The following is a 22,959-nucleotide window of genomic DNA, read 5'->3' as shown; positions in this document are numbered from 1 at the left end:
AACAGCCCGTACATGATGTGCGGGCTGTTTTGCTATGGGAAAATATGAAATTGTGCTATAATGAATTACCGGAGGAAGGGGGAACGGCATGGCGGCAGAACAGATGGATCGATTTCCTCGGATTCGAACGGCATATGGGAGTCTTACCAAGGCGGAAAAACGCATTGCCGATTATATTGTGCAGCATATGGAGCATCTGGTAGAGTGCACGATCTCGGAGGTTGCCGAGGATACGGGGACGTCTGAGATTACGGTGTCGCGCTTTTGCAAGAAACTCGGATGCAGCGGATGGCAGAGTCTCAAGATCGCCGTCGCAGTCGAACAGTCCGCCGAGGGCGGCGCGGAGAGCACGGATATACACGCCGACGATTCGTTTGAGAGCATTACGGCAAAGATTTTTCGCAATATCACGGACGGTTTGCAGGATACGCTGAAACTGCTCGACTATGCGGCAGTAGAGCGAGCGGTGGAAACGCTCATCGGAGCAAAGCGCATCGCAGTCTACGGCGTCGGCAACTCGGCAAATGTATGCCGCGACATCGAGACCCGTTTTCTGCGGTTTGGCATGGCGATACGGGCATATTCGGATACCCATATGCAGATCACATCCGCAGCGCTGCTCGGTGCGGGCGATGTTGTAATTGCGGTATCGCATACGGGCGATACGGTTGAAATCCTTGAGAGTGTAAAACTGGCGCAGAGCCGCGGGGCAGTGATCATCGCCGTCACAAGCCATGCGCGTTCCCGGCTTGCGCGTGTGGCTGAGATTGTCTTGGTCGGTATGGGACGCGAAGTACACTACCGATCAGAAGCTGTCGCTTCACGGCTTGTCCATCTTGCAATTGTCGATGTGCTTTATGCGGGCATTGCGCGGCAGATTCCCGAGCAGTACCGCGAGAATCTGCGGAACATGCGTAAGGTGATCGCAGAGCACCGATTGTGAGCGGATTACAATGCCGAATCCTGTACGAGAATGTCCTTCAGACGCTCTTCGTCCTCGGTGACGAAGAGCGTTTTTTCGTTGACGAAGCGGACGAATCCGGGGACGGCACCGGCAGGTTTCTTGACGAAGCGGATACCGGTGTAGTCGACGGGGACGTTCGAGGAGCCGCGCGCCTTGCTGAAATGTGCGGCGAGCTGCGCGGCGAGGTGGAGCGTCTCGTCGGCGACGGGTGCGCCGCCCGTGCGCAAAACGACGTGCGAGCCGGGGATGTCGCGGACGTGGAGCCAGATGTCGCTCGGCGCGGCGGTCTTAAAGGTCAGCGCGTCGTTCTGCGTGTTGTTCTTGCCGACGAGGATGCGCGTCCCGTCGGGCGCGGTGAAGGTAAAGGGCTGCGCGCGGCGGTCTTTGCTGCGCTTCGGCAGTTTCTCATGAAGATAACCGGCCGTGATGAGTTCGTCTTCGATCTCCGCGATCTCGGCGAGCCGTGTGGAGACCTCGAGCGATGCCTCAATGCTCTCGAGATGACGGATGCTCGCGGCGCAGCGTTCCTGCTGGACGGCGAGGAGGGTGCGGGCGCGTTTGAGCTTGTCGTATTTTTTGTAATACGCCTGCATATTTTGGATGATCGTGTGCCGCCGGTCGAGCGGGATGGTGAGCTCTTCGCCGCTCTCGCTGTAGATGTTCGCGACGGTGATTTCAGCATCCGCATGATCTTGGTACTGATACTGATAGGTCATAAGGTTGTCGGCGTAAATTTTTTGCTCCTCGGCGTTCTCGGCGGCGGCGATCTCCTCGTCGAGCTTGCCGTATTTTTCGCGTGCGCGGGCGAGCTCTGTGCGTACGAGACGGCGGAACCGTTCGCGGTCGGGGATGACGTAGCTGCCGAGCCTGCGGTCGGCGTCGATCATGAGGGCGCTGACGGTCGGATAGGAGAGCCGCCGCGTGCCGGGCATCTCGCTGAGCGGGAACGCTGCCATCGCCGTGATCTTGCCGTTTTCATCGAGGCGCAGGGAGGGGGCGGGCTGCTCCATGAGCGCGCGGAGCTCGTCGAGTACAGCGGAGAGCGTTACAAAATCTGCCTCGTCGAGTGTGGAGACGGAGATATTCGGCGCGAGCCCCGCCATAAAGCAGACTTCCTTCGCCGAGACGGGACCGAATCCGAGACATGTTCCGATGAGCGCTTGAAAGAGCTTTGCTTCGGTTTCCGACTGTACGCACGTGATGATGTCGTCGATATTTGCCGAGAGCAAATCCATTTTATCCTGCGCGGGAGGGAGTGTATACGGCAGTCCCTTCAGCACAGTGCGGACGCGGCTCGAGTTCTCGCCGATACGGCGCAGCGCTTCGACGATCGTGTCGCCCTCGGTGAGGATGATGTTGCTGTATTTGCCGATGAGCTCGAGGGTGAGCGTGCGCGTGACGATGCGTCCGCCGCCCGCGATGACGTCGATGTCGAGGTGCAGGATGCGGTCGCGCCCCTCCTGCCGGACGGCGGCGATGCGCCCCGTCTCGAGCTGTTTGCGCAGTACCATGCAGAACGTCGGCGGTTCGGGCGGGTTCTCGGGGGCGGTCTCGATGATGTACGCCGCAGGATTGGCCGCGTTCGTGTTGATGTAGAGGAGGAGGTTTTTGCCCGGCTGACGGACGGAGAAAACAACGGACTGTTTGTTGGGCTGGGTGATCTTGTCGATGCGCCCGCCCGTGAGGGCGTCCGCGAGCTCCGCGGCGAGCGCGGACATGGAGAATCCGTCAAGGCTCATAGCAGTATCCTTCTTTCGTAAATCGTGTCGGGGAAAATTATAGCACCCGCGGGGCGGAATGCGCAAGCGTGCCTTGCGCCGAAGGGAAAATCATCGTATAATACAGCAAGAATAAATGAACGGAAGGCAAGGAAAAACGATGGAATTTACCAAATGGCAGGGCTGCGGCAACGATTTTGTCGTCGTGGACTTCCTTGATCGGGAGCCCGTGGACTTCGCGGCGCTCGCCGTGCGCATGTGCGACCGGCATTTTGGCATCGGGGCGGACGGGCTGATGGTCGTTTTGCCGTCGGAGACGGCGGATATCCGGATGCGCGAATTCAATCCGGACGGAACGGAACCCGAGATGTGCGGCAACGGCATCCGCTGTTTCGCGCGCTATCTCTACGAATACGGGCGCATCGAGAAGGAACAATTCACGATCGAGACGCTCGCGGGCATCATGACGCCGCGCATCCTCATAGAGGACGGAAAAGTGACGGCGGTCGAGGTCGACATGGGCGTGCCCGTGCTCACAGGCGACGACATTCCCGTGCGCGGCTTCGGCACGGAGCGCGTTATCGCGGTGCCAATCACGGTTGCAGGTGAGGAGTACAAAATGACCTGCGTCTCAATGGGAAATCCGCACGCGGTCATCTTCGTGGACGATGCGGAGCATTTTCCCCTCGCGGAGCTCGGCGCGCAGTTTGAAAATCACGAACTCTTCCCGCGCAAAATCAACACGGAGTTCGTCGAGGTAAAGGATCGCAGTCATGCGCGGATGCGCGTGTGGGAGCGCGGCGCGGGTATCACGCTTGCCTGCGGGACGGGCACCTGCGCGACGCTGACGGCGGGCGTCCTGACCGGCGTGCTTGACCGCGCGGCAGACATCGAGGTCGACGGCGGCGTGATCCGGGTGGAGTGGCGCGAAGACGGGCATATCTTCATGACGGGACCCGCGGAACCCGTCTTTACGGGCGTATGGCAGGGGGCGGTATGAGCGGGACGCAGCGCAAGAGCATGACGGGGTATGGAGCGGCAACGGTGGAGACCGAGGCGTACCGCGTCACCGTCGAGATGAAGTCGGTCAATCAGCGGTTCCTCGAGATCGCCCCGCATATGCCGCGCGCATTCGGCGCGTGGGAGAGCGAGCTGCGCGAGACGATCCGCACGCGTGTTGGGCGCGGGAAGCTCGACATCTTTGTGAACTTCGAGGATCGCAGCGAAAAAGAGTACGATGTCCGCGTCAACGAAAGCCTCGCGCGCGCGTATTATACGGCGCTCGTGAGGGTCGCGCGGGCGGCGGATGCACCGCTGAGTGACGGCGTGCGCATCGTTTCAGAGCAAGACGGCGTGATCGAGGTCAGCGAGCGTGCGGACATCTCCGGTGCGCGAGAGGTGTTCATGGATGCCGTGCGCGGGGCGCTCGACGCGCTCGACCGGATGCGAAGGGCGGAAGGCGCACATATCGCGCGTGACCTCGCGCGGCGCATCGACCGCCTCGAAGAGCAACGCACACAGGTGAAGGAGATCGCGCCGCAGATCGTGGCGGAGTACCGCGCGCATCTGAGGGACGTACTCGCGGAGTTTAGGGACGTCACCCCCGACGAGACGCGCATTGTGCAGGAGGCGGCGATCTACGCCGACCGCGTGAACGTGACGGAGGAGCTGGTGCGGCTCGCAAGCCATTTTGCCCAGTTCCGCGCGATTCTCGCCGAGGACGAACCGGTCGGGCGGCGGCTCGATTTCCTCCTGCAGGAGATCAACCGCGAGGTGAACACGATCGGGTCAAAGGCAAACAATGCCGATGCACAGCAGATCGTCGTCGCGATGAAGAATGAGGTCGAAAAACTGCGCGAGCAGGTACAGAATTTGGAGTGAGTGCATGGAGATTAGACCGGTGAATATCGGTTTCGGCGACATCGTGTTCGCCGGGCGCATCGTCGCCATCGTCGCCCCGACGTCCGCATCCGCCAAGCGCATGGTGCAGGATGCGCGCGACGCGGGACGGCTCGTCGACGCGACGTACAAGCGGCGGACGCGTGCCGTCATCGTCACGGACAGCGGTCACATCGTGCTCTCGGCGCTCCAGCCGGAGACGCTCGCGAACCGCGTGGGCGGCGAAAAGGAGGATGCGGAATGAAAAAAGGGCTTCTGATTGTCATCTCCGGCGCCTCGGGGACGGGCAAGGGGGCGGTCTGTAAGGAACTCCTCTCCCGCGAGAGGGAGCTTGCCTACTCCGTTTCCGCGACCTCGCGCGCCCCGCGGGACGGCGAGGCGGAGGGGCGCGAATATTACTTCCGCACGCGCATAGAGTTCGAGGAAATGATCGCCGCAGGCGCGTTTCTCGAGTATGCGGACGTCTACGGCAACTACTACGGTACGCCGCTCGCCCCCATCGAGGAGCGGCGCGCCGCGGGCGAGGACATCCTGCTCGAGATCGACACGCAGGGGGCACTGAACGTGATGGAGCGGTGTCCGGACGGGACGTTCATCTTCCTCCTGCCGCCCTCCTTTGAGGAACTGCGACGCCGCATCACGGGGCGCGGGACGGAGACTGAGGAGAACCTTGCGCGCCGTCTGAGTGCGGCGCAGGACGAGATCCGTCTCGGCAGGAAATACCGCTACGCGGTCGTCAACGATACCGTAAAAGCTGCGGTGAAGCGCATCCAAACGATTCTCGCGGCGGAGCGGTTTCGCGCGGATATGAACCCGGCGCAGTTTGAGATAGAGAACTAAGGAACGAGGTACGAATAATGAAAACGAATGCGGAAATCGGCATGGTCAACCCCTCCACAGACGAGCTGCTGACGAAGGTGGACAGCCGCTACGGCATGGTTGTGCTCGCGGCGAAGCGTGCACGGCAGCTCCTCGAGGGCGACCCGGTCAAGTCGGAACTCGCGCGCTCGACAAAGAACGTCACGAACGCGTTTGAAGAGATCGCCGAGGGCAAGATCAGCTACGATCTTTACAAGGAGAGCATCTGACCATGGGAACTCTTGCGGGGCGCAGCATCGTACTCGGCGTGACGGGCGGCATCGCCGCGTATAAGGCGGTCGAGATCGCAAGCAGACTGAAAAAGGCGGGCGCCGAAGTCCGCGTCGTCATGACGCGGGCGGCGGCGTCCTTTGTTGCACCTCTGACCTTTCGCGAGATCACTGGGCAGGCGGTCGCGACCAGCATGTGGACGGAGATTCCCGCGCATCACGTCGAGCACATCGCACTCGCGGAGCTTGCCGATCTCGTCCTCGTCGCGCCCGCAACGGCGAATTTCATCGCAAAGGCGGCGGCGGGCATCGCCGACGACCTCCTCACGACGACCGTGCTTGCCACGCGCGCACCGCTCTACATCGCGCCCGCGATGAATACGGGCATGTGGGAGAACCCCGTCACGCAGGAGAACGTCATGCGCCTGTGTGAGCGCGGCGCGCAGGTGATCCCACCCGCAGAGGGACTGCTCGCGTGCGGTACGACGGGTGCGGGACGCCTGCCTGAGCCGGAGGAGATCGTCGCCGCTGTCGAGCGTCACTTCGCTGCGGCGGAGAGCCTTGCAGGGCGGCGCATCATCGTCACCGCAGGCGGCACGGAGGAGGCGATCGACCCCGTGCGCTACCTCAGCAACCGCTCTACCGGGCGCATGGGCTATGCCGTCGCGGCGGAGGCGGCGCGGCGCGGCGCGGAGGTCATCCTCATCTCCGCTCCCACGCATCTTGACACACCCGCGGGCGTGCGCCGCGTCAACGTGCGGAGCGCGCGGGAGATGCACGCCGCGGTCATGGCGGAGTACGAGACCGCCGACGCCGTCGTCAAGGCCGCGGCAGTCGCCGACTACCGCCCCGCAGAGATCGCCCCGCAAAAGATTAAAAAGTCGGACGGGGAACTCACGATACACCTTACGCGCAACCCCGACATCCTCATGGAACTCGGCCGGAAAAAAACACATCAGGTGCTCGTCGGATTCGCCGCCGAGACCGAGAACGTTGAGACGTACGCGCAGGGCAAGCTCGCGAAGAAGAACCTCGACTTCATCGTCGCCAACAACGTCGCCGAGAAGGACGCGGGCTTTTCCGTCGGCACGAACCGCGTCAAAATCTTTTTCAAAGACGGCAGAGCAGAAGAACATCCCCTCATGGCGAAATCCGAGCTCGCGGGCATCATCCTCGACCGACTGGCAGAAGCATTCAAGCAAAAAACGTAGGCTTAGTTGATTTTCCATAGAAGATATGCCGCGCCGCAAAGAGCAGGCGAGTGCGGCAGGCCTTCCTATGGGGGCTGCACAACAAGTTCTTCGGGAGGTGGCAGGATGACTTATACGGCACATTACGCATCCCCGCTCGGGGATATCCTGCTCGCAGAGCGCGAAGGGGCGCTCGTCGGGCTCTGGATTGCGGGGCAGGACTACGTATCCGACCTGCGTGGGGAGAGCGTAGAGGAGCGCGAGACGCCGCTCCTCGTACGGACAAAGGCGTGGCTCTCGCGGTACTTCGCGGGAGAGCGCCCCGCAATCGCAGAACTCCCCCTCGCCCCGCGCGGGAGCGCGTTCCGTCGCGCTGTATGGAATCTGCTCTGCGGCATCCCCTATGGCGCGACGACTACCTACGGTGCGCTCGCGCGCGAGATTGCCGCTCTGACCGGCAAGTCCCGCATGTCCGCGCAGGCCGTCGGCGGCGCCGTCGGGCACAACCCCATCTCCATCATCATCCCCTGTCATCGCGTTGTCGGAACGAACGGCAGCCTCACCGGATACGGCGGCGGTCTCCCGATGAAGATTGCCCTCCTCGAACACGAGGGCGTCGATATGAGCGCGTTCTTTGTGCCGAAACACGGGACGAAACTCTGATACAGTGAAACGCATAGAAAAAGAACCTGATGAATTAGCGCAGAGAGTTGATTCATCAGGTTCTTATCGTTAGGAGATGTAGTGATAACCGTGCCGCTCGGCATTGCCGAGCAGATAGAGAAAGGCAAATGCCGGAATACGAAGGAGGATTGCTCTTGTTTTCGTCATTTGCAGACCTAGATCATTTGCCGTCTTTGTAATGACAATGGCAGCCGACGCCTCGTCTGCCAGCACGCTGACGGCGTCGTCATCCGAGATGGTCGTATTTTCACGATATTTTACCTCGATGAGTATTTTTTTCGCCATCGGATAGTCAATGACAATATCGACTTCTTTGTTCTTTGTTCCGCCGCGAAAATAACCGATGGAGGTGACATATCGATAATAGAATGCGGCGACGTGTTTGTAGACGGCCGTTTCGACGATTTTCCCCATCTGAATCGGATCGGTGAGCAGAGTATCGTCCATGAGGACGGCGTTTCTGATGGCGGCGTCGGCGATGTAGATTTTGGGGCGCGCTTTGAGAACGCGCTTGCCCGCCATGTCGATGGGCCAGCTCCGATAGATGAGATTGGCGCTCTCCAGAAACCGGATGTAGTTCTCTACGGTGGGGCGGGAGACGCCGCTCAGCTCTTTTGAGAGCGCATCGACGGAGACAATCTCTGAAGATACGCTGCAAAGGTAGAGGAAGATGCGCTCCAGCTCCGTGATGTTGCGGATGGCGTAGAGCGAGGGAAGATCGCGCTTGAGCACTTTGTCGACGACATCCTCCCGCATAATTTGCTGTGCGAGAATGTCGTTGCTTGCAAGTGCAAGTTCAGGAAATCCGCCCACTTGCAGGTAGCGGGTAAAGTGCTGTTGCACCTTGGATAACTGGAGCATGATTTCGGTCTGCTGCGGACGCTGCATATAGGGCAGATCGGTCGCTTTGAGGTCCTCCGGCAGCTGCGGGCGGTCAAGTGACAGGAGGTTGCAATATTCGTAGAATGACAGCGTCGGGACGGGGATTACCGACCAACGGCCGACGCCGCTCTCTTGATTGCCCTTCATCAGCGCGGGGCTTGCAGACCCCGTTGCGACGACCTGTGTCTCCGGTGTGCTGTCATAGATGACCTTGAGCCATTTATCCCAGTCCCGAACGTATTGAATTTCATCAAAAAAATAGTAAACATCATGATCAACATAAATGTTTTCATGATAGCAGTCGAGGATTTCTTGAAAGTCGCTGAGTTTCAGCATTGGGTGATCCATCGAGATAAAGAGAATTCGCTGTGGAGAAATTCCGCGCGCGAGCAGCGCCTCGATTAACTGGTATTGAATGGTCGTTTTGCCGACGCGCCGCATACCGCTGAGGACGAGGATGCGGCGCATCTCTGTTTCCGCTAAACGAGCCATTGTCTCGTAGAAAGCAAAGCGCTTATAATGCTTTGTCAGAGCGGGGATTACCGTACCGGTTTTCCACCAAGGATTGTAGCCTATGAGTACCTTTAGGATGTTTTCCTTGTTGATGATGGACATTCTGCGTCACCTGCCTTTGCAGTAATTATAACTATACTTTACAATTTTGTCTACAAAAATGCAAAGTATAGTTTATATTTTTGTATTACAACGGGGGAATACAGCAAAAAATACGCCCCCATCATTTTGGGAGTGTGCATTTTATGTCATATAGATTATGGACTTGTGGTAAAATGATATATGGACAGAAGGGAGATAATAGTTTGGACATGCGGGCGTTGGAGAAAATGCGGGCGTTACGTCGTCTCATGAACGAGCTTGAACAAGGAAAACAATCCGGCGAGGAGAGAGGTTGGCTAACATTGGAGGAAGCTGAGAAGCGGCTTAGCGTTGCCAAGAATAAGGGGAACATTTATGGAGCAGATCCATCTTGTTCAGCACAGTTATGAGGTTGCTGACTTCGATGAAGTGAAATATATCGGCGCGTATTCTTCGGAAAAGAGGGCGAAGGAAGCCGTCGAGCGGATTATGCATCTCAGCGGTTTTAAGGAGTTTTCACGAGAGCATTTTTCTGTAGAAATTTATCGGTTAAATGAAGATGCCGATTGGAAAGGAGGATTTTATCACGCAGTCGATGAGGGCGACGAATACGACGAGTGTGAAATTTGGTACGAATCGCAGACGCGGGGAGCGGCACACCGCACATTACAAAGAACGAACAGCGGGGGAGATGCGGTTGCGCGTTATGTTTACATCTTAGAGCATGTGTATCGCGTGAGGTCATTTGCCGAAGGGAAACTTATCGGCGTTTATGATTCGAGGGCAGCGGCAGAGGAGGCCGTTACGCGTTTTGAGCATCTGCCGGGCTTTTGTTATCATCCGCAGGAGTGCTTTCATATCATGCCCTACGGCATCAATCAGACGCATTGGACGGAGGGCTTTGCGGATATCAAAGTGCCGACGCCAAAAGAAAAAACGTGGGGCGTAGACCTTCCCGCATAGCTTTATATTGTATAGGAAGAGCTTTACATGAGATGCTGTGATGCGATTTATGTTGAGAGGTGTATGGTGAGAGAAAAGATTGTTGTTGAAGGGAGTCCTATGATTATGATATCAATGCGCGTCTTTTTTATGCTGTTCGCCGTGTGTGTGTCGCTTTTTACTGTACAGAAATGTGGCGCTGCGCAGAGGTTCTCGGGCAGCATTTTTTTACAGGATCATTCGCGGCCCGGTTTTGTAGTTATCAATCCGAACCGTGTCACCGATGAGGTGAAGATCGATCTGTCACAGGCAATACCGCGTGGATACCGGATAGGGAGTTCCGTTCTTACAGAATCCGGGATATATTTCCTCGTAGAGTTGGATTATAATTGCTGTCTCGCAGAGTCGAAAGCCGAGATAGAAAAGGTGAGGCCGCATCTTTTTCATTTGACGGAGGAGGGGGTCGCAGAAATTCCTATTGATTGGCCGGACCAGGAACTTGAGTTATACCCGTGGGATCTTTATGAATTTGATGATAAATTCTACATTACGTTCGTTGGGAATGAGATTCCTCTTGTCCCAAAGGATCGGTGGCCTTCCGATCGTATTTATATGATCCCTAAGAGCGGCGGCAAGGCAAGAGAACTTTATACAAAATGCAGGCTTAAGAATTTTGGAGAACCGTCGCAGCGTGACAGTCAGCCGATCGAGTATGGCGACGGTGTGATATGTGTGCGCAGTGAGGATTTGGCTGTCGTGTTCGTTCATGATGAGGAAGAAGAAAGACTATTTTCCCTGCCCGTCGGGACGGCATATTTGCTGAAAGGATGGTATGAAGAGGGGAAGAGTCTGCTGCTGTGGAGTGAGTCGCCAAACGTCAGTGTCGTTGTCGATCTGCAAGGGAACATCCTGCAGGAATGGCACCATGGTTACGGCAGTACGTGCTGTTGGAATATATATGGAAACATGGAAGGCGGCATATTGTTTCGCCGGTCGTCAACCTCTACGCTCCAAGAGGATGATCGGCGGCCGAAGTTTGGAAATCATGATGCCTTTTGTACGGAGCGTATAAAGCAGAATAAATTTGGGATCTATGACATACGGACGGGAGATGTTATTCCGTTGAATGGTCATAAGGGAGATGAACCTTATTCTGGTTGTTGGTCTAAAATAAGTTATAGAAAAGTACAATTTGAGCGCCTTGCGGTGGCGGCATGGGAGAGCAAGGAATTGTCACTGCCATTGACAGAATGTGCTATCAGTGCGACCGGTTTTGCCGGTTCTTTCGATGATGATTCATGAGTAAAGTCAAAGCGTTATAAAAATCTCCCGACCGCCCCTTGACAACGCCCCGCACTTTCGTTACAATGCGACGTATAGAAGAGAATATACCTCATCCAGAGCAGTGGAGGGACGGGCCCTATGAAGCTGCGGCAACCATGACGTTTTGGTCAACGGTGCCAATTCCTTTAGGCGGAGCAGCCTATGAGATGAGAGCGGTCATAAGCCTCCCATCTGATAGGGAGGCTTTTCTTGTGGGGATGAGGATGTCTTTTTGGTAAAATATTTTTCGACAACCGGGGGAGGTTTTTGTATGAAAAAAATGTTGTTTACATCCGAGTCCGTGACCGAGGGGCATCCCGATAAACTCGCCGATCAGATTTCCGACAGCATCCTCGATGCGATTCTCGCGCAGGATCCGCAGGGACGCGTTGCCTGTGAGACGCTCGTGACGACGGGGCAGGCGCATGTGGTTGGGGAGATTTCGACGTCGTGTTATGTGGACATTCCGAAGATCATTCGTCAAACGGTGCGCGAGATCGGCTATACGAACGCGAGCTACGGGTTCGACGCCGACACCTGCGGCATTCTCGTCTCGCTCGACGAGCAGTCGCCCGACATCGCGCAGGGCGTCAACGAGGCGATCGAGTCCCGCGAGGGCAAGATGGACGCGGCGGATGCGATCGGTGCGGGCGATCAGGGCATGATGTTCGGTTACGCGACGAACGAGACGCCCGAGTACATGCCGCTGACGACAGTGCTCTCGCATAAACTCGCACGCCGCCTGACGGACGCGCGCAAGAGCGGTGAGCTCTCCTATCTGCGCCCGGACGGCAAGACGCAAGTGACGGTCGCCTATGAGGACGGAAAGCCCGTCTATGTCGATACGGTCGTTATCTCGACGCAGCACGACGAGGCGGTTGACCTTGCGACCATCCGAAAGGATATGATTGAAAAAATCATTAAAGAAATCATCCCGGCAGAACTCCTGCGCACGGAGACGAAATACTTCGTCAACCCGACGGGAAAATTCGTCATCGGCGGCCCGCACGGCGACTCGGGACTGACGGGGCGCAAGATTATCGTCGATACCTACGGCGGCTGGGCGCGGCACGGCGGCGGCGCGTTCTCGGGCAAAGACCCCACGAAGGTCGACCGCAGCGCGGCGTATGCGGCACGCTATGTGGCGAAGAACATCGTCGCGGCGGGGCTTGCCGACCGCGTTGAGATCCAGCTTGCATATGCCATCGGCGTGGCGCATCCCGTGTCCATCATGGTGGATACGTTCGGCACTGGCAAGATCGACGAGGAGAAAATCGTCGGTTTAGTACAGAAAAACTTTGACCTGCGCCCCGCGGGCATCATCAAGATGCTTGACCTGCGCCGTCCGATCTATCGTCAAACGGCGGCGTACGGGCATTTCGGCCGCACGGACGTCGATCTGCCGTGGGAAAAGACGGACAAAGCCGCCGTGCTGAAACAGGATGCGGGACTCTAATCCGTATTGTGCAATATAAAACAGTCTTGCGCGTCCCTCTTTTGCCGGGGTGCATAAGACTGTTTTCCTATATGGGGGTGAAATGATGACGGAGCAGGAAATCATGGAGTTTGCGCGCGCCGAGTTTTACTGGCTGCACGCGCATCCGGAACTTTCCTATGAGGAGTTTGAAACGACGGCGCGCCTGCGGGCAGCGTTTGAACGCTTTGGCATACGTGTGCTCGATGTGCCTCTCGAGACGGGGCTTGTGGCGGCGATCGGATCGGGGGGGAAACCCATTGTTGCGCTGCGGACGGATATCGACGCGCTGCCGGTGACCGAGGCTACCGATCTGCCGTATCGTTCTTTAACGGAAGGGAAGATGCACGCCTGCGGGCATGATTTTCACATGGCGGCGGTGCTTGCGGCGGCGCTCCTGCTGAAAGAGCGGGAAGCGGCACTCGAAGGGACGGTCTATATCGTCTGTCAGCCGGCGGAGGAGGCACCCGGCGGGGCGCGTTGTGTGCTCGATACGGGAGTCCTTGACGGTGTGACTGCGATATTCGGCATTCATACGCGTCCCCTTTATCCGGTGGGGACATTTGGGCTGTGCACAGGCGGCATGATGGCGTCCACGGATAAGTTCGAGATCGCGTTCACGGGCGTGGGAACGCATGCGGCGCAGCCCGACCGCGGATGCGATCCCATCGTGATGGCAGCGCAGTTCGTGACGGCGGCACAGACGATCGCCGCACGCAACGTGAACCCGCTGCACGCCGCCGTTGTGAGCATCGCGCACATTGAGGGCGGGACGACGTGGAACGTGCTGCCGGAGCGGGTATGGATGGAAGGAACGATTCGGCTCTTCGATGCGGACGACCGTGTGCTGGTGAAGAAACGGATGGAGGAACTCGCCGCGGGGATCGCCGCAGGGCTCGGCGGGCATGTGGAGATCTCTTGGAAGTCGGGTGCGCCCGCCGTGGTGAATACGCCGCGTTGGAATGAACTCGCGGCGGACGTGGCAAAGCGGGAGGGATTTACCGTTGTGGATGCCGTACCGTGGATGGCGGGAGAGGACTTCGCGTATTATCAGGAGACGATGGAGAGCTGCTTTGCATTCGTCGGGACGGGGCTGGGACCGGAGAATCATCATCCGCAGTTCACGGTCGATCCGGCGGGGATTCCGCAGACGGCGCGATATTTGGCTCGTCTAGCTGAAACATCTCTACGCTGCGTGACGCGCGATTTTGGCGCATAGCTGTGTCATTCGATCAGACACGTCGGTTGACGTAGCTTTTTACTACGCCTGCCCTTGTGTCCTCCTCATTCCTTGCTCTGCATCGAAACTTCCGCTTCTCCTAGATCGTGAATGGATTTTCGCGCCTAGCTGTGTCGTAAAATGTTTCTGCACCGTTCGGGTATCTGCCTTGCCAAAAAAGCATGGCTTAAAAATGGCTGCGGCAGATACCGCTCACGGCACGGTGGTTCATTCGCACTGATTATCGAGAAAATTCTGCATCAAAAAAGATAAGGACGAGGCGTTTATCCTTATCTTTTTTGTTTCTATTTCTTTTTTTGTATCCCAATGGTCAGTGCGTTGACGATCGGCACATGGTCGCCGATGCGTCGCACGATGATGGCGGAGCAGAGGGTGAGGAGGAGGGTGGCGGTGTAGAGCCCAAGGGCGATGGGGGCGGTGAGGAGGTATCCGTGCGCGTGGATCAGCATCAGCAGGTAGGTGATCGCGACGGGATGCGCGAGGTAGATGAAGTAGGAGTGTTTTCCGAGCGTTTGAAAGGCGCGCCCGAGCGGGTTCTGCGTGCCGAGACGCGTGAAGAACGCAAAGAGGGCGAGCGATGCTCCGATGGTATAGAGAATGCCGAGCGGCGAGAGCTGATGCGCGGTGTAGATCGCCTCGAGCGGGGTGTACCCGTCGATGAGAATCAGCTTGTAGTACCACGCGAGGAGCAGTCCGAGGCTGAGAAGTCCAAATGCATAAAGGCTTCGCGCCCGTCGCTCCATCAGCGTGCGGAACGCGTCAAAATGCAGGGCGAGATACCCGCCGAGCAGGAAGATAAAGACGTAGTGCATGACCCAATAGTTCAGGCGATAAAAGAGCAGCGCGCGCAGGAGTGTTCCCTCGGGCAGGCTGTAAACATAGAGGTTGAACGCACTGTCAAAGCTCGACCAGTAGTCGAACGCGACCTGCACGGCGAGCAGAACGCCGAGGCGCGGGAGCGTCATATGCCGCAGCAGGACGCGCCAGAGCGGCATGAGGAGGTAGAACCAGATGAGGATGACCATGAAGTAGAGCTGATATTTCGCATTCCCAAAGAAGAGTATCCCCGGAATGGAGAGCAGCGGCGGTATGCCCATACCGTAATGCCACGCATCGTGGAGGATGTAAAAGAGCGACCACACGAGATAGGGCAGGGCGACCGCGTGCCACCGCCGCCGGAGAAATGCGCGGTAGGAAAACGGTACGGCGGGATTTTGCCCATAGAACAGCCCGAACGCAGAGATGAAGAAAAAAATCGGCACGCTAAAGCGCGTGCCGATGTCAAAAAGCGCTGTGAGATGAAGATTTGGCGAGGGGTTTGCAAGGTACTCCGCACCGATGTGAATGCCGATCACACCCATCATGGAGATTCCGCGGATCGCTTCGACAGCGGAGACCCGCTCACCTTTACTCGATGACATAAGTAATGGTTACAGATGCCTCGAAGGAAAGCTCCCCTGCAGAGATCGGAGTCGAGGCGTCGTATGCCTCCTTTGCCATCATCACCGGCATATAGTTGCGCGGGGCGTGAGACTGCGCGTCCGCATAGACATTCTGAATGCGGACAATGCGCATGCCCAGCGTCCGTGCTGTTGCGTCTGCCTTGTTCCGTGCATCTTGTGCTGCATCTGCAAGGGCGGCATTCTTTGCGGCACTCGGGTCGTTCGCCGAGAACTCGAGCGAGTCCACACGGTTCGCACCATTTGCGAGCGCTGTTTCAATCACTTTGCCTATGTTTTCGAGACCGCGCACCTTGACCACGACGGCGTTCGTCACCGTGTAGCCTGTGATCACACTGCGCCCGTTGTCTTTCACATCGTAGACGGGTGAGAAATCATAGCGCGATGTCTGGATATCACGCTCTGCGATACCGAGCCCCTTTACCGCATTCTTCACCCGTGCCGCAGCGGCAGAATTCTCCGCATGCGCCTTCGCCGCGTCCTTTGCCTCTGTGATGACCCCCAGCGTAATCTCAGCCGTATCGGGTACAACCCGTGCTGTACCGACGCCATTCATCGTCAGCGTCGACACAGTCTCCTCGGCGGACACCGTTCCCGTCGGAATGACAAGCGCGAGCGCAAGTGCTGCGGTGCATGCGAGCGAACGAAAAGAAATATACCTCATAGCAATCCTCTGTTCATTGAACGAAACCTATCAAACTGCATTCATTATAGCATATTGGCGCAGCAGTCGAATGAAAAAGATGTTAGAGGGCTTCTGCGAGAAGTCTTTCGTTGTACTTTTTTGCCGCAAGGTATGCCCAGACCGCACAGATCGGCCACGTCAGAAACAGACCGAATCCGAGCGTGATACCCCCGACCACAAAGTTGACAAGAAACATAATGATTGCGCCCTTGATCGTTGCATAGCACATGCCGATCGGCCCGAAGAAAAATGCGAGGCCCGTAGCAAGCGCGACATTCTTCGTCGACTTTACGATGATGGTCTGTGCCTGTCCGGTGTTCTGTTCGTTGTCCATGATAAAATCTCCTTTTCCCTATACAGATGATAAACAATATCCAAAGATGAGTATAGTGCAAAACGCTGTGAATTGCAAACACTGTGAATGAAAATCATGCCGGGTGCATTATTTAGGAAAAAGGAGGAAATGATATTTGATTTTTTGCCGTTTTTTGTGTAATATAGAGCATAGAAATCGAGTCGTATAAGACGAAACGATATACAAAAATAATTACACGTAAGGGAGAGCGATATTATGGCAAAGGAAACGCATGAGTTTCAAGCCGAGACAAAACAATTACTGGATCTGATGATTCACTCCATCTATACGAACCGCGAGATCTTTTTGCGCGAGCTGATTTCGAACGCGTCGGACGCAATCGACAAGCTCCACTTTGAGAGCCTGACAAACCGCGACATCCTCGAGGGAAACGACGCATATGAGATTTTCCTGATACCGGACGCGGAGAGTAAAACGCTGACGATCTCCGACAACGGCATCGGCATGACGCGCGCCGAGGTTGTCGATAACATCGGCACGATCGCAAAATCCGGGACGAAGGCGTTCATGGAGCAGCTCGCAAAGGCGAAGGAGGAGAGCGGCGGTGCGCCGGACAAGGATCTCATCGGGCAGTTCGGCGTCGGCTTCTACTCCGCGTTCATGGTCGCCGAATCCGTGACCATTGTCACGCGCCGTGCGGGCGAGACGCAGGCGACGCGCTGGGAGTCGAGGGGCGACGGCAGCTATACGGTCGAGGACGCGGAGAAGGAATCGCGCGGCACGACCATCACGATCCGCCTTGCGCAGGAGTTCACCGAGGGCGAGACGGACTACACGGACACCTACACGCTCGAACGTCTTGTGAAGAAATACTCGGACTATGTGCGCTACCCGATCAAGATGAACGTCACGACGGAGGAGCTTCCGCGCGACGCCGAGGGGAAAATCGTCGAGGGCGCGGAGCCGGTCAAAAAGACGGAGCTGCGCACGCTGAACTCGATGCAGCCACTCTGGACGCGCGCGAAATCGGAGATCAAGGAAGAGGAGTACAACGACTTTTTCAAGAACCAATTCCACGAGTGGGAAGCGCCGATGGAGGTCTTTCACACGAAGGCGGAGGGCACGGTCGAGTACACGGCGCTCCTCGAGATCCCCGCGCGCGCGCCGTTCAACCTCTACCAGTCCGACTACGAGCCGGGCATTCAGCTCTATTCGCGCCATGTGTTCATCATGGACAAATGCAAGGATCTTCTGCCGGACTATCTGCGCTTTATGAAGGGGCTTGTCGACTCGCCCGACCTCTCGCTCAACATTTCGCGCGAGCTGCTCCAGCAGAGCCGCGAGCTCAAGACCATCGGGCGTGCCCTTGAGAAAAACATCCTCAAGACACTCGGGAAAAAACTCGAAAAAGACCGTGAGGGCTACGAAAAGTTCTGGAACGAGTACGGCCGCTCGCTCAAGATCGGCATCTACAACAGCATGTATTCCGGGCGCGAGACCGTGGACAAGCTGAAGGATCTCATCCTCTTCACGAGTTCGCAGGAGGGCAAGCTCGTTTCGCTGAAGGAATACGTCGCGCGGATGCCCGAGAGCCAAAAGAGCATTTTCTACGCGACGGCAAAGGACAAGGCGACGATCGAGCAGCTCCCGCAGATGGAGCAGCTGCGCGAACGCGGGCTTGAGGTGCTCTTCCTGCTCGATCCCGTGGACGAGTTCGCGATCGAGACCGTGCACGAGTACGAGGGCAAGCCGTTTCACTCCATCAGCCGCGGCGATCTCGACCTCGGCGATGCGGAGAGCGAGGAGACGAAGAAGGAGACCGAGGAGATCGCAAAGACGAACGACGATCTCATCAAGGACGTGAAGGAAGTACTCGGGGACAAGATCGCCGAGGTCAAGATCTCGCAGCGTCTGCGCTCAAGCGCGGTCTGTCTCGTGGCGGATGAGGCAGGTCCCTCGCTCTCGATGGAGCAGACCTTTGCCGAGATGAACAATCCGATGTTCAAGGCGCGTCGCATCCTCGAGATCAACCCGCATCACGATCTCTTTGAAAAGCTCCGGCGCGTCCACGCGGCGGGCAAGGAGAGCGAGGAGTTCAAGGACTACTGCGACCTCCTCTACACGCAGGCGCTGCTCATCGAGGGCATCCTGCCGGAGAATCCCGTCGCCTTTGCGCAGAAACTCGCAAAGCTGATGGCGAAATAAGGAGATATTTGTGGAAATCGAACTCTTTTCGTCACAGTTCTTTGTGGCGCTCTTTTCGATCATCGTTCTCGACCTCGTGCTCGCGGGGGACAATGCGGTCGTCATCGCGATGGCGTCGAACCGTCTGCCGGCGCAGCTGCGGACGCGGGCGATCTACGTCGGCACGGCGGGCGCGGTGCTCGTGCGTCTCATCATGACGTTCTTTGCTGTGGAGATGCTGACCGTGCCGTATTTGCAGGCGCTCGGCGGGCTCGTTCTCCTGCCGATCGCGGTGAAACTCATGCGCCCGTCGAAGGAGGCGCATGTCAAAGCGGCGGATACGTTCGCGGGCGCGGTTAAGACGATCATCGTTGCGGACGCCGCGATGGGGCTGGACAATGTGCTCGCAATTGCGGGCGCGTCGCAGGGGCATTTCCTGCTCGTCGTGATCGGGCTCATCATCAGCATTCCGATCGTGGTCGGCGGCAGTCAGCTCATCGCTCGTCTGATGGATCGGTACCCCGTGCTCATCGTGATCGGGGCGGCGATTCTCGGCTGGACGGCGGGCACGATGATCGCGCACGATCACTCGGTGGGACCGATGATTTTGAATATCCTGCCGAACGCCGGGACGCTGCTTCCCGCCGCGTGCGCAGGTCTCGTGTGCGCCATTGGCGGACGGAATCGGAGTGCATAATATGGTCGGCCTTGTGATTGTAACGCACAGCCCCACGCTCGCCAAGGGAGTCGTGGAGACCTGCTGCATGATGGCGAAGGATGCCCGCATCGCGACCGCGGGCGGCATGGAAAACGGCGCGTTCGGGACGAGCTATGCGCGCATCATGCATGCGATCGATGCGGTGTACGGCGCGGACGGCGTGGTCATCCTCGTGGATGCGGGCAGTTCGATCCTGACCGTGGAGACGATCCTGGACGAGCGCAAGGACGCGCTCTTGCGCATGGCAGATTGTCCCGTCGTGGAGGGCAGTCTGGTCGCCGCTGTTGCCGCCGTGTGCGGCGCATCCCTCGACGAGGTGGTGCGCCGCGCGGAGGAGACGCGGCGCGCGGTAAAGATTGACGATTGACAGCGTAAATATTGGGTGTTACAATATACAAAGCGATGCTCTTTGAGGCGGGGTGAAAATCCCCACCGGCGGTACAGCCCGCAAGCCCGCGACGGACGGCACAGATGCCGCTCCGCGGGGCACGATTCGGTGAGATTCCGAAGCCGACGGTGAAGGAGGCAACTCCGCAGTCCGGATGGGAAAAGGCGCGTCTTTTATGGACGATTTGTGTGCCGCCGAGAGAGATTCTCGGCGGTATTTTTATTTGGGTGGATAACGATGGACGAACAACGAGCGCGTGACGAGCATTTTATGTGGGAGGCGCTGCACCTTGCAGAGTTCGCGCGCGGGCGCACGTCTCCAAATCCGTTGGTGGGCGCGGTGATCGTGCGGGACGGCATCGTCGTCGGGAGCGGTTGGCACCGCGTGGCGGGCGAGCCTCATGCGGAGATTCATGCGCTGCGCATGGCGGGGGAACTCGCGCGCGGGGCGACGCTCTATGTAACGCTCGAGCCGTGTTCCCACCACGGGCGTACGGGACCCTGCGCGGAAGCGGTGATCGCGGCGGGCATTGCGCGCGTCGTAACGGCGCTCAGTGATCCGAATCCCGTCGTCGCGGGGCATGGCATCGAGCGGCTGCGCGCGGCGGGCATCGAGGTCACGACGGGCGTTCTCTCGGAAGAGGCGCGCCGGCAGAACGAGGTGTTCCTCAAATGGGTGGTGACGAAGCGTCCCTTCGTGACGCTCAAGACCGCCATGACGCTCGACGGCAAGACCGCGAGCCGGACGGGCGCGTCGCAGTGGATCACGGGCGCGGAGGCACGCACGCGCGTGCACGAGTGGCGCGACGCGCACGATGCGATCCTCGTCGGGATCGGCACGGTGCTTGCGGACGATCCGAGTCTCACGGTGCGCCTGCCGCACCGCACGGGGAAAAATCCCGTGCGCGTTGTGCTCGACAGCACGGCGCGGACGCCGCACGATGCGAAGCTCCTCACGGACGGGGCGGCGCGGACGATCATTGCCGTCAGCGAGCGCGCCGCGCCGAAGCGCACGGCGCTCTTGCAGGCGTGCGGCGCGGAGGTCGTGACCTTTGGTCGGGAGCGGGTGGACATTCCCGCGCTCATGGATTTTCTCGGGAGAGAGGAATTGACCTCGGTCTTTGTCGAGGGGGGCGCGTCGGTGCATTGGTCGTTTCTCTCGGCGGGACTTGTGGACAAGGTGTGCGCTTTCATCGCGCCGATGCTCATGGGCGGGGCGGATGCCCCAACGGCGGTCGGCGGTGCGGGCTTTGAAAGTCCGCAGACGGCGCTCCGTCTCACGGATACGACGGTGGAGCAGGTCGGCGCGGACATCCTCATGACGGGCTATCCGCAGTACGGGGGGTGAGCAGATGTTCACGGGCATCATCGAGGAGGTCGGCTCCTTCGAGGGCTTCACGGGCGGCGCAATCTCCGTCGGCGCGCATCTCGTCGTATCGGACGTGCACATCGGCGACAGCATTGCCGTCAACGGCATCTGTCTTACGGTCACGCATTTTGATGCGCACGGCTTTCGTGCGGACGTCATGCCGGAGACCGTGCGGCGCACGTCGCTCGCGGGGCTTGTGCGCGGCGCGCAGCTCAACCTCGAGCGGGCGCTCCTGCCGACGACGCGCATGGGCGGACATTTCGTCAGCGGGCACATCGACGGCTTGGGGCGGATCACGCGCATTCGAGAGGAGGGCAACGCGATCCTTATGACCGTCACGGCGGACGCGGAGCTCCTGCGCGGCATCGTGGAAAAAGGCTCCGTCGCCCTCGACGGCATCAGTCTCACGGTCGCGCGCGTCGGCACGGCGGATTTTACCGTCAGTCTCATCCCGCACACGCACACGGTGACGAACCTCGGCACGAAGCACACGGGCAGTCCCATCAATATCGAGACAGATATTTTAGGAAAATACGCGCTGAAGCTGCTCGGCGGGAGAGCGTCGGAGCAGGCGAGCGGATTGACGCAGGAGCTTCTTCTGCGCAGCGGATTTTAGGAGAGATACACATGGATTTTGCAACGATTGAACAGGCAATCGAGGATATTAAGAACGGGAAAATGCTCGTCGTCGTGGACGATGAGGATCGCGAGAACGAGGGCGACGTCATCGTCGCCGCCGAGAAGCTGACGCCCGAGCACATGAATTTCATGGCGACGCACGCGAAGGGGCTCATCTGCACGCCGATCATCGGCAGCCGGCTCGACGAGCTGCAGATTGGTCAGATGGTGGAGAACAACACGGACAATCACGAGACGGCGTTTACCGTCTCCGTCGATGCGTACGACACGACGACGGGCATCTCCGCGTTCGAGCGCTGCCGCACGGTGCGCCTGCTCATCGATCCTGCGGCAAAGCCCGCGCAGTTCCGCCGCCCGGGACACGTCTTCCCGCTGCGCACCGTCGAGGGCGGCGTGCTGCGCCGCGCGGGCCACACGGAGGCGACGACAGACCTCGCGCGGCTCGCGGGGCTTTACCCCGCGGGACTCTGCTGCGAGATCATGGCGGACGACGGGCATATGATGCGCACGCCGCAGCTCAAGGAGTTTGCAAAAAAACACGGGCTCAACATTATCACGATTAAGTCTCTGATTGAGTACCGCACGCGTACGGAGAACTTCGTGCATCAGGTGGCGGACGTTGATTTTCCAAGCAAATACGGGCATTTTCGTCTCATTTCGTACGAGAACAGCCTGAACGGACGCTGCGATCTCGCGGTCGTCAAGGGCGATGTGCGCGGCAAGGAGAACGTGCTCGTGCGCGTGCACTCCGAGTGCCTGACGGGCGACGCGCTCGGCTCGATGCGCTGTGACTGCGGCGATCAGCTCGGTACGGCGCTCCGCACGATCGAGGCGGAGGGCGAGGGGGTTCTGCTCTACCTGCGGCAGGAGGGGCGCGGCATCGGTCTCGCGAACAAGATGCGCGCGTACGCCCTGCAGGATAAGGGGCGCGACACGGTCGAGGCGAATGTCGAGCTCGGCTTTGCGCCTGACTTGCGCGACTATGGCATCGGCGCACAGATTCTCGCCGATCTCGGGCTTTCGACCATCCGCCTGCTGACGAATAATCCTGCCAAGCGCGCGGGGCTCGAGGGCTACGGGCTGACGATCGTCGAACGCGTGCCGATCGTCATGCACACGCACGAGTTTGACCGCCGCTATATGACGGTGAAAAAGGAAAAGATGGGACATCTCTTGACGGATGCGGAACTGGGAGGAAAATAA

At 58.5% G+C, this 22,959-nt stretch carries 24 protein-coding genes and 2 riboswitches; of the genes, 19 read left to right on the top strand and 5 right to left on the bottom strand.

The features are described 5' to 3' along the window. Positions 1-88 precede the first annotated feature (88 nt). Positions 89-943, top strand: a complete 855-nt coding sequence (locus K341_RS0102035) for a MurR/RpiR family transcriptional regulator (protein WP_009349644.1) — start codon at positions 89-91, stop codon at positions 941-943. A gap of 5 nt (positions 944-948) precedes the next feature. Here K341_RS0102035 and K341_RS0102030 read toward each other — a convergent pair whose 3' ends face one another. Beyond that, positions 949-2,703: an Rqc2 family fibronectin-binding protein gene (locus tag K341_RS0102030; RefSeq protein WP_009349645.1), complete on the bottom strand. Its 1,755-nt coding sequence runs from the start codon at positions 2,701-2,703 to the stop codon at positions 949-951. 139 nt (positions 2,704-2,842) lie between these two features. Here K341_RS0102030 and dapF point away from each other — a divergent pair, with 139 nt between their 5' ends. The 7 genes from dapF (at position 2,843) to K341_RS0101995 (ending at position 7,522) form a co-directional block, all read left to right on the top strand. Further along, entirely contained in the window at positions 2,843-3,682 is an 840-nt protein-coding gene (gene dapF, locus K341_RS0102025; RefSeq protein ID WP_026761700.1) for a diaminopimelate epimerase, read from the top strand. Beyond that, positions 3,679-4,563 carry a YicC/YloC family endoribonuclease gene (locus tag K341_RS0102020; RefSeq protein WP_026761699.1) on the top strand — a complete coding sequence of 295 codons (885 nt, stop codon included), beginning with the start codon at positions 3,679-3,681 and terminating at the stop codon, positions 4,561-4,563. Before dapF ends, K341_RS0102020 begins: the two co-directional genes overlap by 4 nt. 4 nt (positions 4,564-4,567) lie before the next feature. After that, positions 4,568-4,825 carry a DUF370 domain-containing protein gene (locus tag K341_RS0102015; RefSeq protein ID WP_009349648.1) on the top strand — a complete coding sequence of 86 codons (258 nt, stop codon included), beginning with the start codon at positions 4,568-4,570 and terminating at the stop codon, positions 4,823-4,825. Continuing rightward, the gene (gene gmk, locus K341_RS0102010; RefSeq protein ID WP_009349649.1) at positions 4,822-5,421 is read left to right on the top strand and encodes a guanylate kinase; all 600 of its coding nucleotides are present in this window, start codon (positions 4,822-4,824) and stop codon (positions 5,419-5,421) included. The genes K341_RS0102015 and gmk overlap by 4 nt, the downstream gene beginning before the upstream one ends. 17 nt (positions 5,422-5,438) lie before the next feature. After that, positions 5,439-5,669 (top strand): DNA-directed RNA polymerase subunit omega, encoded by a 231-nt coding sequence (rpoZ, locus tag K341_RS0102005; RefSeq protein WP_009349650.1) that lies wholly within the window; start codon positions 5,439-5,441, stop codon positions 5,667-5,669. 2 nt (positions 5,670-5,671) lie between these two features. Beyond that, the gene (coaBC, locus tag K341_RS0102000) at positions 5,672-6,880 is read left to right on the top strand and encodes a bifunctional phosphopantothenoylcysteine decarboxylase/phosphopantothenate--cysteine ligase CoaBC (RefSeq protein ID WP_026761698.1); all 1,209 of its coding nucleotides are present in this window, start codon (positions 5,672-5,674) and stop codon (positions 6,878-6,880) included. 105 nt (positions 6,881-6,985) lie between these two features. After that, positions 6,986-7,522, top strand: coding sequence for a methylated-DNA--[protein]-cysteine S-methyltransferase (locus tag K341_RS0101995; protein ID WP_026761697.1), 537 nt, complete (start codon positions 6,986-6,988; stop codon positions 7,520-7,522). Positions 7,523-7,591: 69 nt separating this feature from the next. On the opposite strand, the gene K341_RS0101990 is transcribed toward K341_RS0101995, so the two are convergent. Further along, complete coding sequence (locus tag K341_RS0101990; RefSeq protein WP_009438220.1) at positions 7,592-9,040, bottom strand: ATP-binding protein; 1,449 nt, start codon at positions 9,038-9,040, stop codon at positions 7,592-7,594. 354 nt (positions 9,041-9,394) lie between these two features. Between K341_RS0101990 and K341_RS12890 the strand changes: the two genes are divergently transcribed. The 4 genes from K341_RS12890 to K341_RS0101970 all read left to right on the top strand — a co-directional run bounded on the left by K341_RS12890 (position 9,395) and on the right by K341_RS0101970 (position 13,977). Then, on the top strand, positions 9,395-9,982 hold the full coding sequence (locus K341_RS12890; RefSeq protein WP_248676860.1) for a DUF7336 domain-containing protein: 588 nt from the start codon (positions 9,395-9,397) through the stop codon (positions 9,980-9,982). 63 nt (positions 9,983-10,045) lie between these two features. Then, positions 10,046-11,263 carry a hypothetical protein gene (locus K341_RS0101980; protein ID WP_051217770.1) on the top strand — a complete coding sequence of 406 codons (1,218 nt, stop codon included), beginning with the start codon at positions 10,046-10,048 and terminating at the stop codon, positions 11,261-11,263. A gap of 88 nt (positions 11,264-11,351) precedes the next feature. Then, a riboswitch (SAM riboswitch) is annotated at positions 11,352-11,458 on the top strand. A 97-nt stretch (positions 11,459-11,555) separates the two neighbouring features. Continuing rightward, on the top strand, positions 11,556-12,740 hold the full coding sequence (metK, locus tag K341_RS0101975) for a methionine adenosyltransferase (RefSeq protein WP_009349658.1): 1,185 nt from the start codon (positions 11,556-11,558) through the stop codon (positions 12,738-12,740). Between the two features lie 82 nt (positions 12,741-12,822). Continuing rightward, a complete protein-coding gene (locus K341_RS0101970) occupies positions 12,823-13,977 on the top strand; it encodes an amidohydrolase (RefSeq protein ID WP_009349659.1) in 1,155 nt (384 codons plus the stop codon). Positions 13,978-14,282: 305 nt separating this feature from the next. Here K341_RS0101970 and K341_RS0101965 read toward each other — a convergent pair whose 3' ends face one another. The 3 genes from K341_RS0101965 to K341_RS0101955 form a co-directional block, all read right to left on the bottom strand. After that, complete coding sequence (locus K341_RS0101965; protein WP_009349661.1) at positions 14,283-15,419, bottom strand: acyltransferase; 1,137 nt, start codon at positions 15,417-15,419, stop codon at positions 14,283-14,285. Continuing rightward, positions 15,406-16,122, bottom strand: a complete 717-nt coding sequence (locus K341_RS0101960; RefSeq protein ID WP_009349662.1) for an SIMPL domain-containing protein — start codon at positions 16,120-16,122, stop codon at positions 15,406-15,408. Before K341_RS0101960 ends, K341_RS0101965 begins: the two co-directional genes overlap by 14 nt. An 82-nt stretch (positions 16,123-16,204) precedes the next feature. After that, complete coding sequence (locus tag K341_RS0101955) at positions 16,205-16,477, bottom strand: hypothetical protein (protein WP_009349663.1); 273 nt, start codon at positions 16,475-16,477, stop codon at positions 16,205-16,207. Between the two features lie 237 nt (positions 16,478-16,714). Here K341_RS0101955 and htpG point away from each other — a divergent pair, with 237 nt between their 5' ends. From htpG to K341_RS0101925, 7 genes are all read left to right on the top strand, one after another. Further along, positions 16,715-18,664 (top strand): molecular chaperone HtpG, encoded by a 1,950-nt coding sequence (gene htpG / locus K341_RS0101950; protein WP_009349664.1) that lies wholly within the window; start codon positions 16,715-16,717, stop codon positions 18,662-18,664. 10 nt (positions 18,665-18,674) lie between these two features. Beyond that, on the top strand, positions 18,675-19,340 hold the full coding sequence (locus K341_RS0101945; RefSeq protein ID WP_009349665.1) for a TerC family protein: 666 nt from the start codon (positions 18,675-18,677) through the stop codon (positions 19,338-19,340). Between the two features lies 1 nt (position 19,341). Continuing rightward, a complete protein-coding gene (dhaM, locus tag K341_RS0101940) occupies positions 19,342-19,728 on the top strand; it encodes a dihydroxyacetone kinase phosphoryl donor subunit DhaM (protein WP_009349666.1) in 387 nt (128 codons plus the stop codon). 35 nt (positions 19,729-19,763) lie between these two features. Then, positions 19,764-19,919: riboswitch (FMN riboswitch) on the top strand. Then, a complete protein-coding gene (locus tag K341_RS12995; protein WP_282705183.1) occupies positions 19,878-20,009 on the top strand; it encodes a hypothetical protein in 132 nt (43 codons plus the stop codon). Its footprint overlaps the riboswitch before it by 42 nt. Next, positions 19,987-21,096 (top strand): bifunctional diaminohydroxyphosphoribosylaminopyrimidine deaminase/5-amino-6-(5-phosphoribosylamino)uracil reductase RibD, encoded by a 1,110-nt coding sequence (ribD, locus tag K341_RS0101935; protein ID WP_009349667.1) that lies wholly within the window; start codon positions 19,987-19,989, stop codon positions 21,094-21,096. Before K341_RS12995 ends, ribD begins: the two co-directional genes overlap by 23 nt. 4 nt (positions 21,097-21,100) lie before the next feature. Then, positions 21,101-21,733 carry a riboflavin synthase gene (locus K341_RS0101930; RefSeq protein ID WP_009349668.1) on the top strand — a complete coding sequence of 211 codons (633 nt, stop codon included), beginning with the start codon at positions 21,101-21,103 and terminating at the stop codon, positions 21,731-21,733. An 11-nt stretch (positions 21,734-21,744) separates the two neighbouring features. After that, a complete protein-coding gene (locus K341_RS0101925) occupies positions 21,745-22,959 on the top strand; it encodes a bifunctional 3,4-dihydroxy-2-butanone-4-phosphate synthase/GTP cyclohydrolase II (protein ID WP_009349669.1) in 1,215 nt (404 codons plus the stop codon).

Origin of the sequence: Centipeda artemidis DSM 19719, assembly GCF_000426665.1 — a bacterium.
Taxonomy (GTDB): domain Bacteria; phylum Bacillota; class Negativicutes; order Selenomonadales; family Selenomonadaceae; genus Centipeda; species Centipeda artemidis.
Note: the sequence above shows the minus strand (reverse complement) of the source record. Positions and strands in the feature narration are given on the sequence as shown.

Excerpts from the sequence above, each read along its gene's own strand:
- K341_RS0102035 (WP_009349644.1), top strand. The coding sequence starts at position 89 with ATGGCGGCAGAACAGATGGATCGATTTCCTCGGATTCGAACGGCATAT.
- K341_RS0102030 (WP_009349645.1), bottom strand. The coding sequence starts at position 2,703 with ATGAGCCTTGACGGATTCTCCATGTCCGCGCTCGCCGCGGAGCTCGCG.
- dapF (WP_026761700.1), top strand. The coding sequence starts at position 2,843 with ATGGAATTTACCAAATGGCAGGGCTGCGGCAACGATTTTGTCGTCGTG.
- K341_RS0102020 (WP_026761699.1), top strand. The coding sequence starts at position 3,679 with ATGAGCGGGACGCAGCGCAAGAGCATGACGGGGTATGGAGCGGCAACG.
- K341_RS0102015 (WP_009349648.1), top strand. The coding sequence starts at position 4,568 with ATGGAGATTAGACCGGTGAATATCGGTTTCGGCGACATCGTGTTCGCC.
- gmk (WP_009349649.1), top strand. The coding sequence starts at position 4,822 with ATGAAAAAAGGGCTTCTGATTGTCATCTCCGGCGCCTCGGGGACGGGC.
- rpoZ (WP_009349650.1), top strand. The coding sequence starts at position 5,439 with ATGAAAACGAATGCGGAAATCGGCATGGTCAACCCCTCCACAGACGAG.
- coaBC (WP_026761698.1), top strand. The coding sequence starts at position 5,672 with ATGGGAACTCTTGCGGGGCGCAGCATCGTACTCGGCGTGACGGGCGGC.
- K341_RS0101995 (WP_026761697.1), top strand. The coding sequence starts at position 6,986 with ATGACTTATACGGCACATTACGCATCCCCGCTCGGGGATATCCTGCTC.
- K341_RS0101990 (WP_009438220.1), bottom strand. The coding sequence starts at position 9,040 with ATGTCCATCATCAACAAGGAAAACATCCTAAAGGTACTCATAGGCTAC.
- K341_RS12890 (WP_248676860.1), top strand. The coding sequence starts at position 9,395 with ATGGAGCAGATCCATCTTGTTCAGCACAGTTATGAGGTTGCTGACTTC.
- K341_RS0101980 (WP_051217770.1), top strand. The coding sequence starts at position 10,046 with ATGGTGAGAGAAAAGATTGTTGTTGAAGGGAGTCCTATGATTATGATA.
- metK (WP_009349658.1), top strand. The coding sequence starts at position 11,556 with ATGAAAAAAATGTTGTTTACATCCGAGTCCGTGACCGAGGGGCATCCC.
- K341_RS0101970 (WP_009349659.1), top strand. The coding sequence starts at position 12,823 with ATGATGACGGAGCAGGAAATCATGGAGTTTGCGCGCGCCGAGTTTTAC.
- K341_RS0101965 (WP_009349661.1), bottom strand. The coding sequence starts at position 15,419 with ATGTCATCGAGTAAAGGTGAGCGGGTCTCCGCTGTCGAAGCGATCCGC.
- K341_RS0101960 (WP_009349662.1), bottom strand. The coding sequence starts at position 16,122 with ATGAGGTATATTTCTTTTCGTTCGCTCGCATGCACCGCAGCACTTGCG.
- K341_RS0101955 (WP_009349663.1), bottom strand. The coding sequence starts at position 16,477 with ATGGACAACGAACAGAACACCGGACAGGCACAGACCATCATCGTAAAG.
- htpG (WP_009349664.1), top strand. The coding sequence starts at position 16,715 with ATGGCAAAGGAAACGCATGAGTTTCAAGCCGAGACAAAACAATTACTG.
- dhaM (WP_009349666.1), top strand. The coding sequence starts at position 19,342 with ATGGTCGGCCTTGTGATTGTAACGCACAGCCCCACGCTCGCCAAGGGA.
- ribD (WP_009349667.1), top strand. The coding sequence starts at position 19,987 with ATGGACGAACAACGAGCGCGTGACGAGCATTTTATGTGGGAGGCGCTG.
- K341_RS0101930 (WP_009349668.1), top strand. The coding sequence starts at position 21,101 with ATGTTCACGGGCATCATCGAGGAGGTCGGCTCCTTCGAGGGCTTCACG.
- K341_RS0101925 (WP_009349669.1), top strand. The coding sequence starts at position 21,745 with ATGGATTTTGCAACGATTGAACAGGCAATCGAGGATATTAAGAACGGG.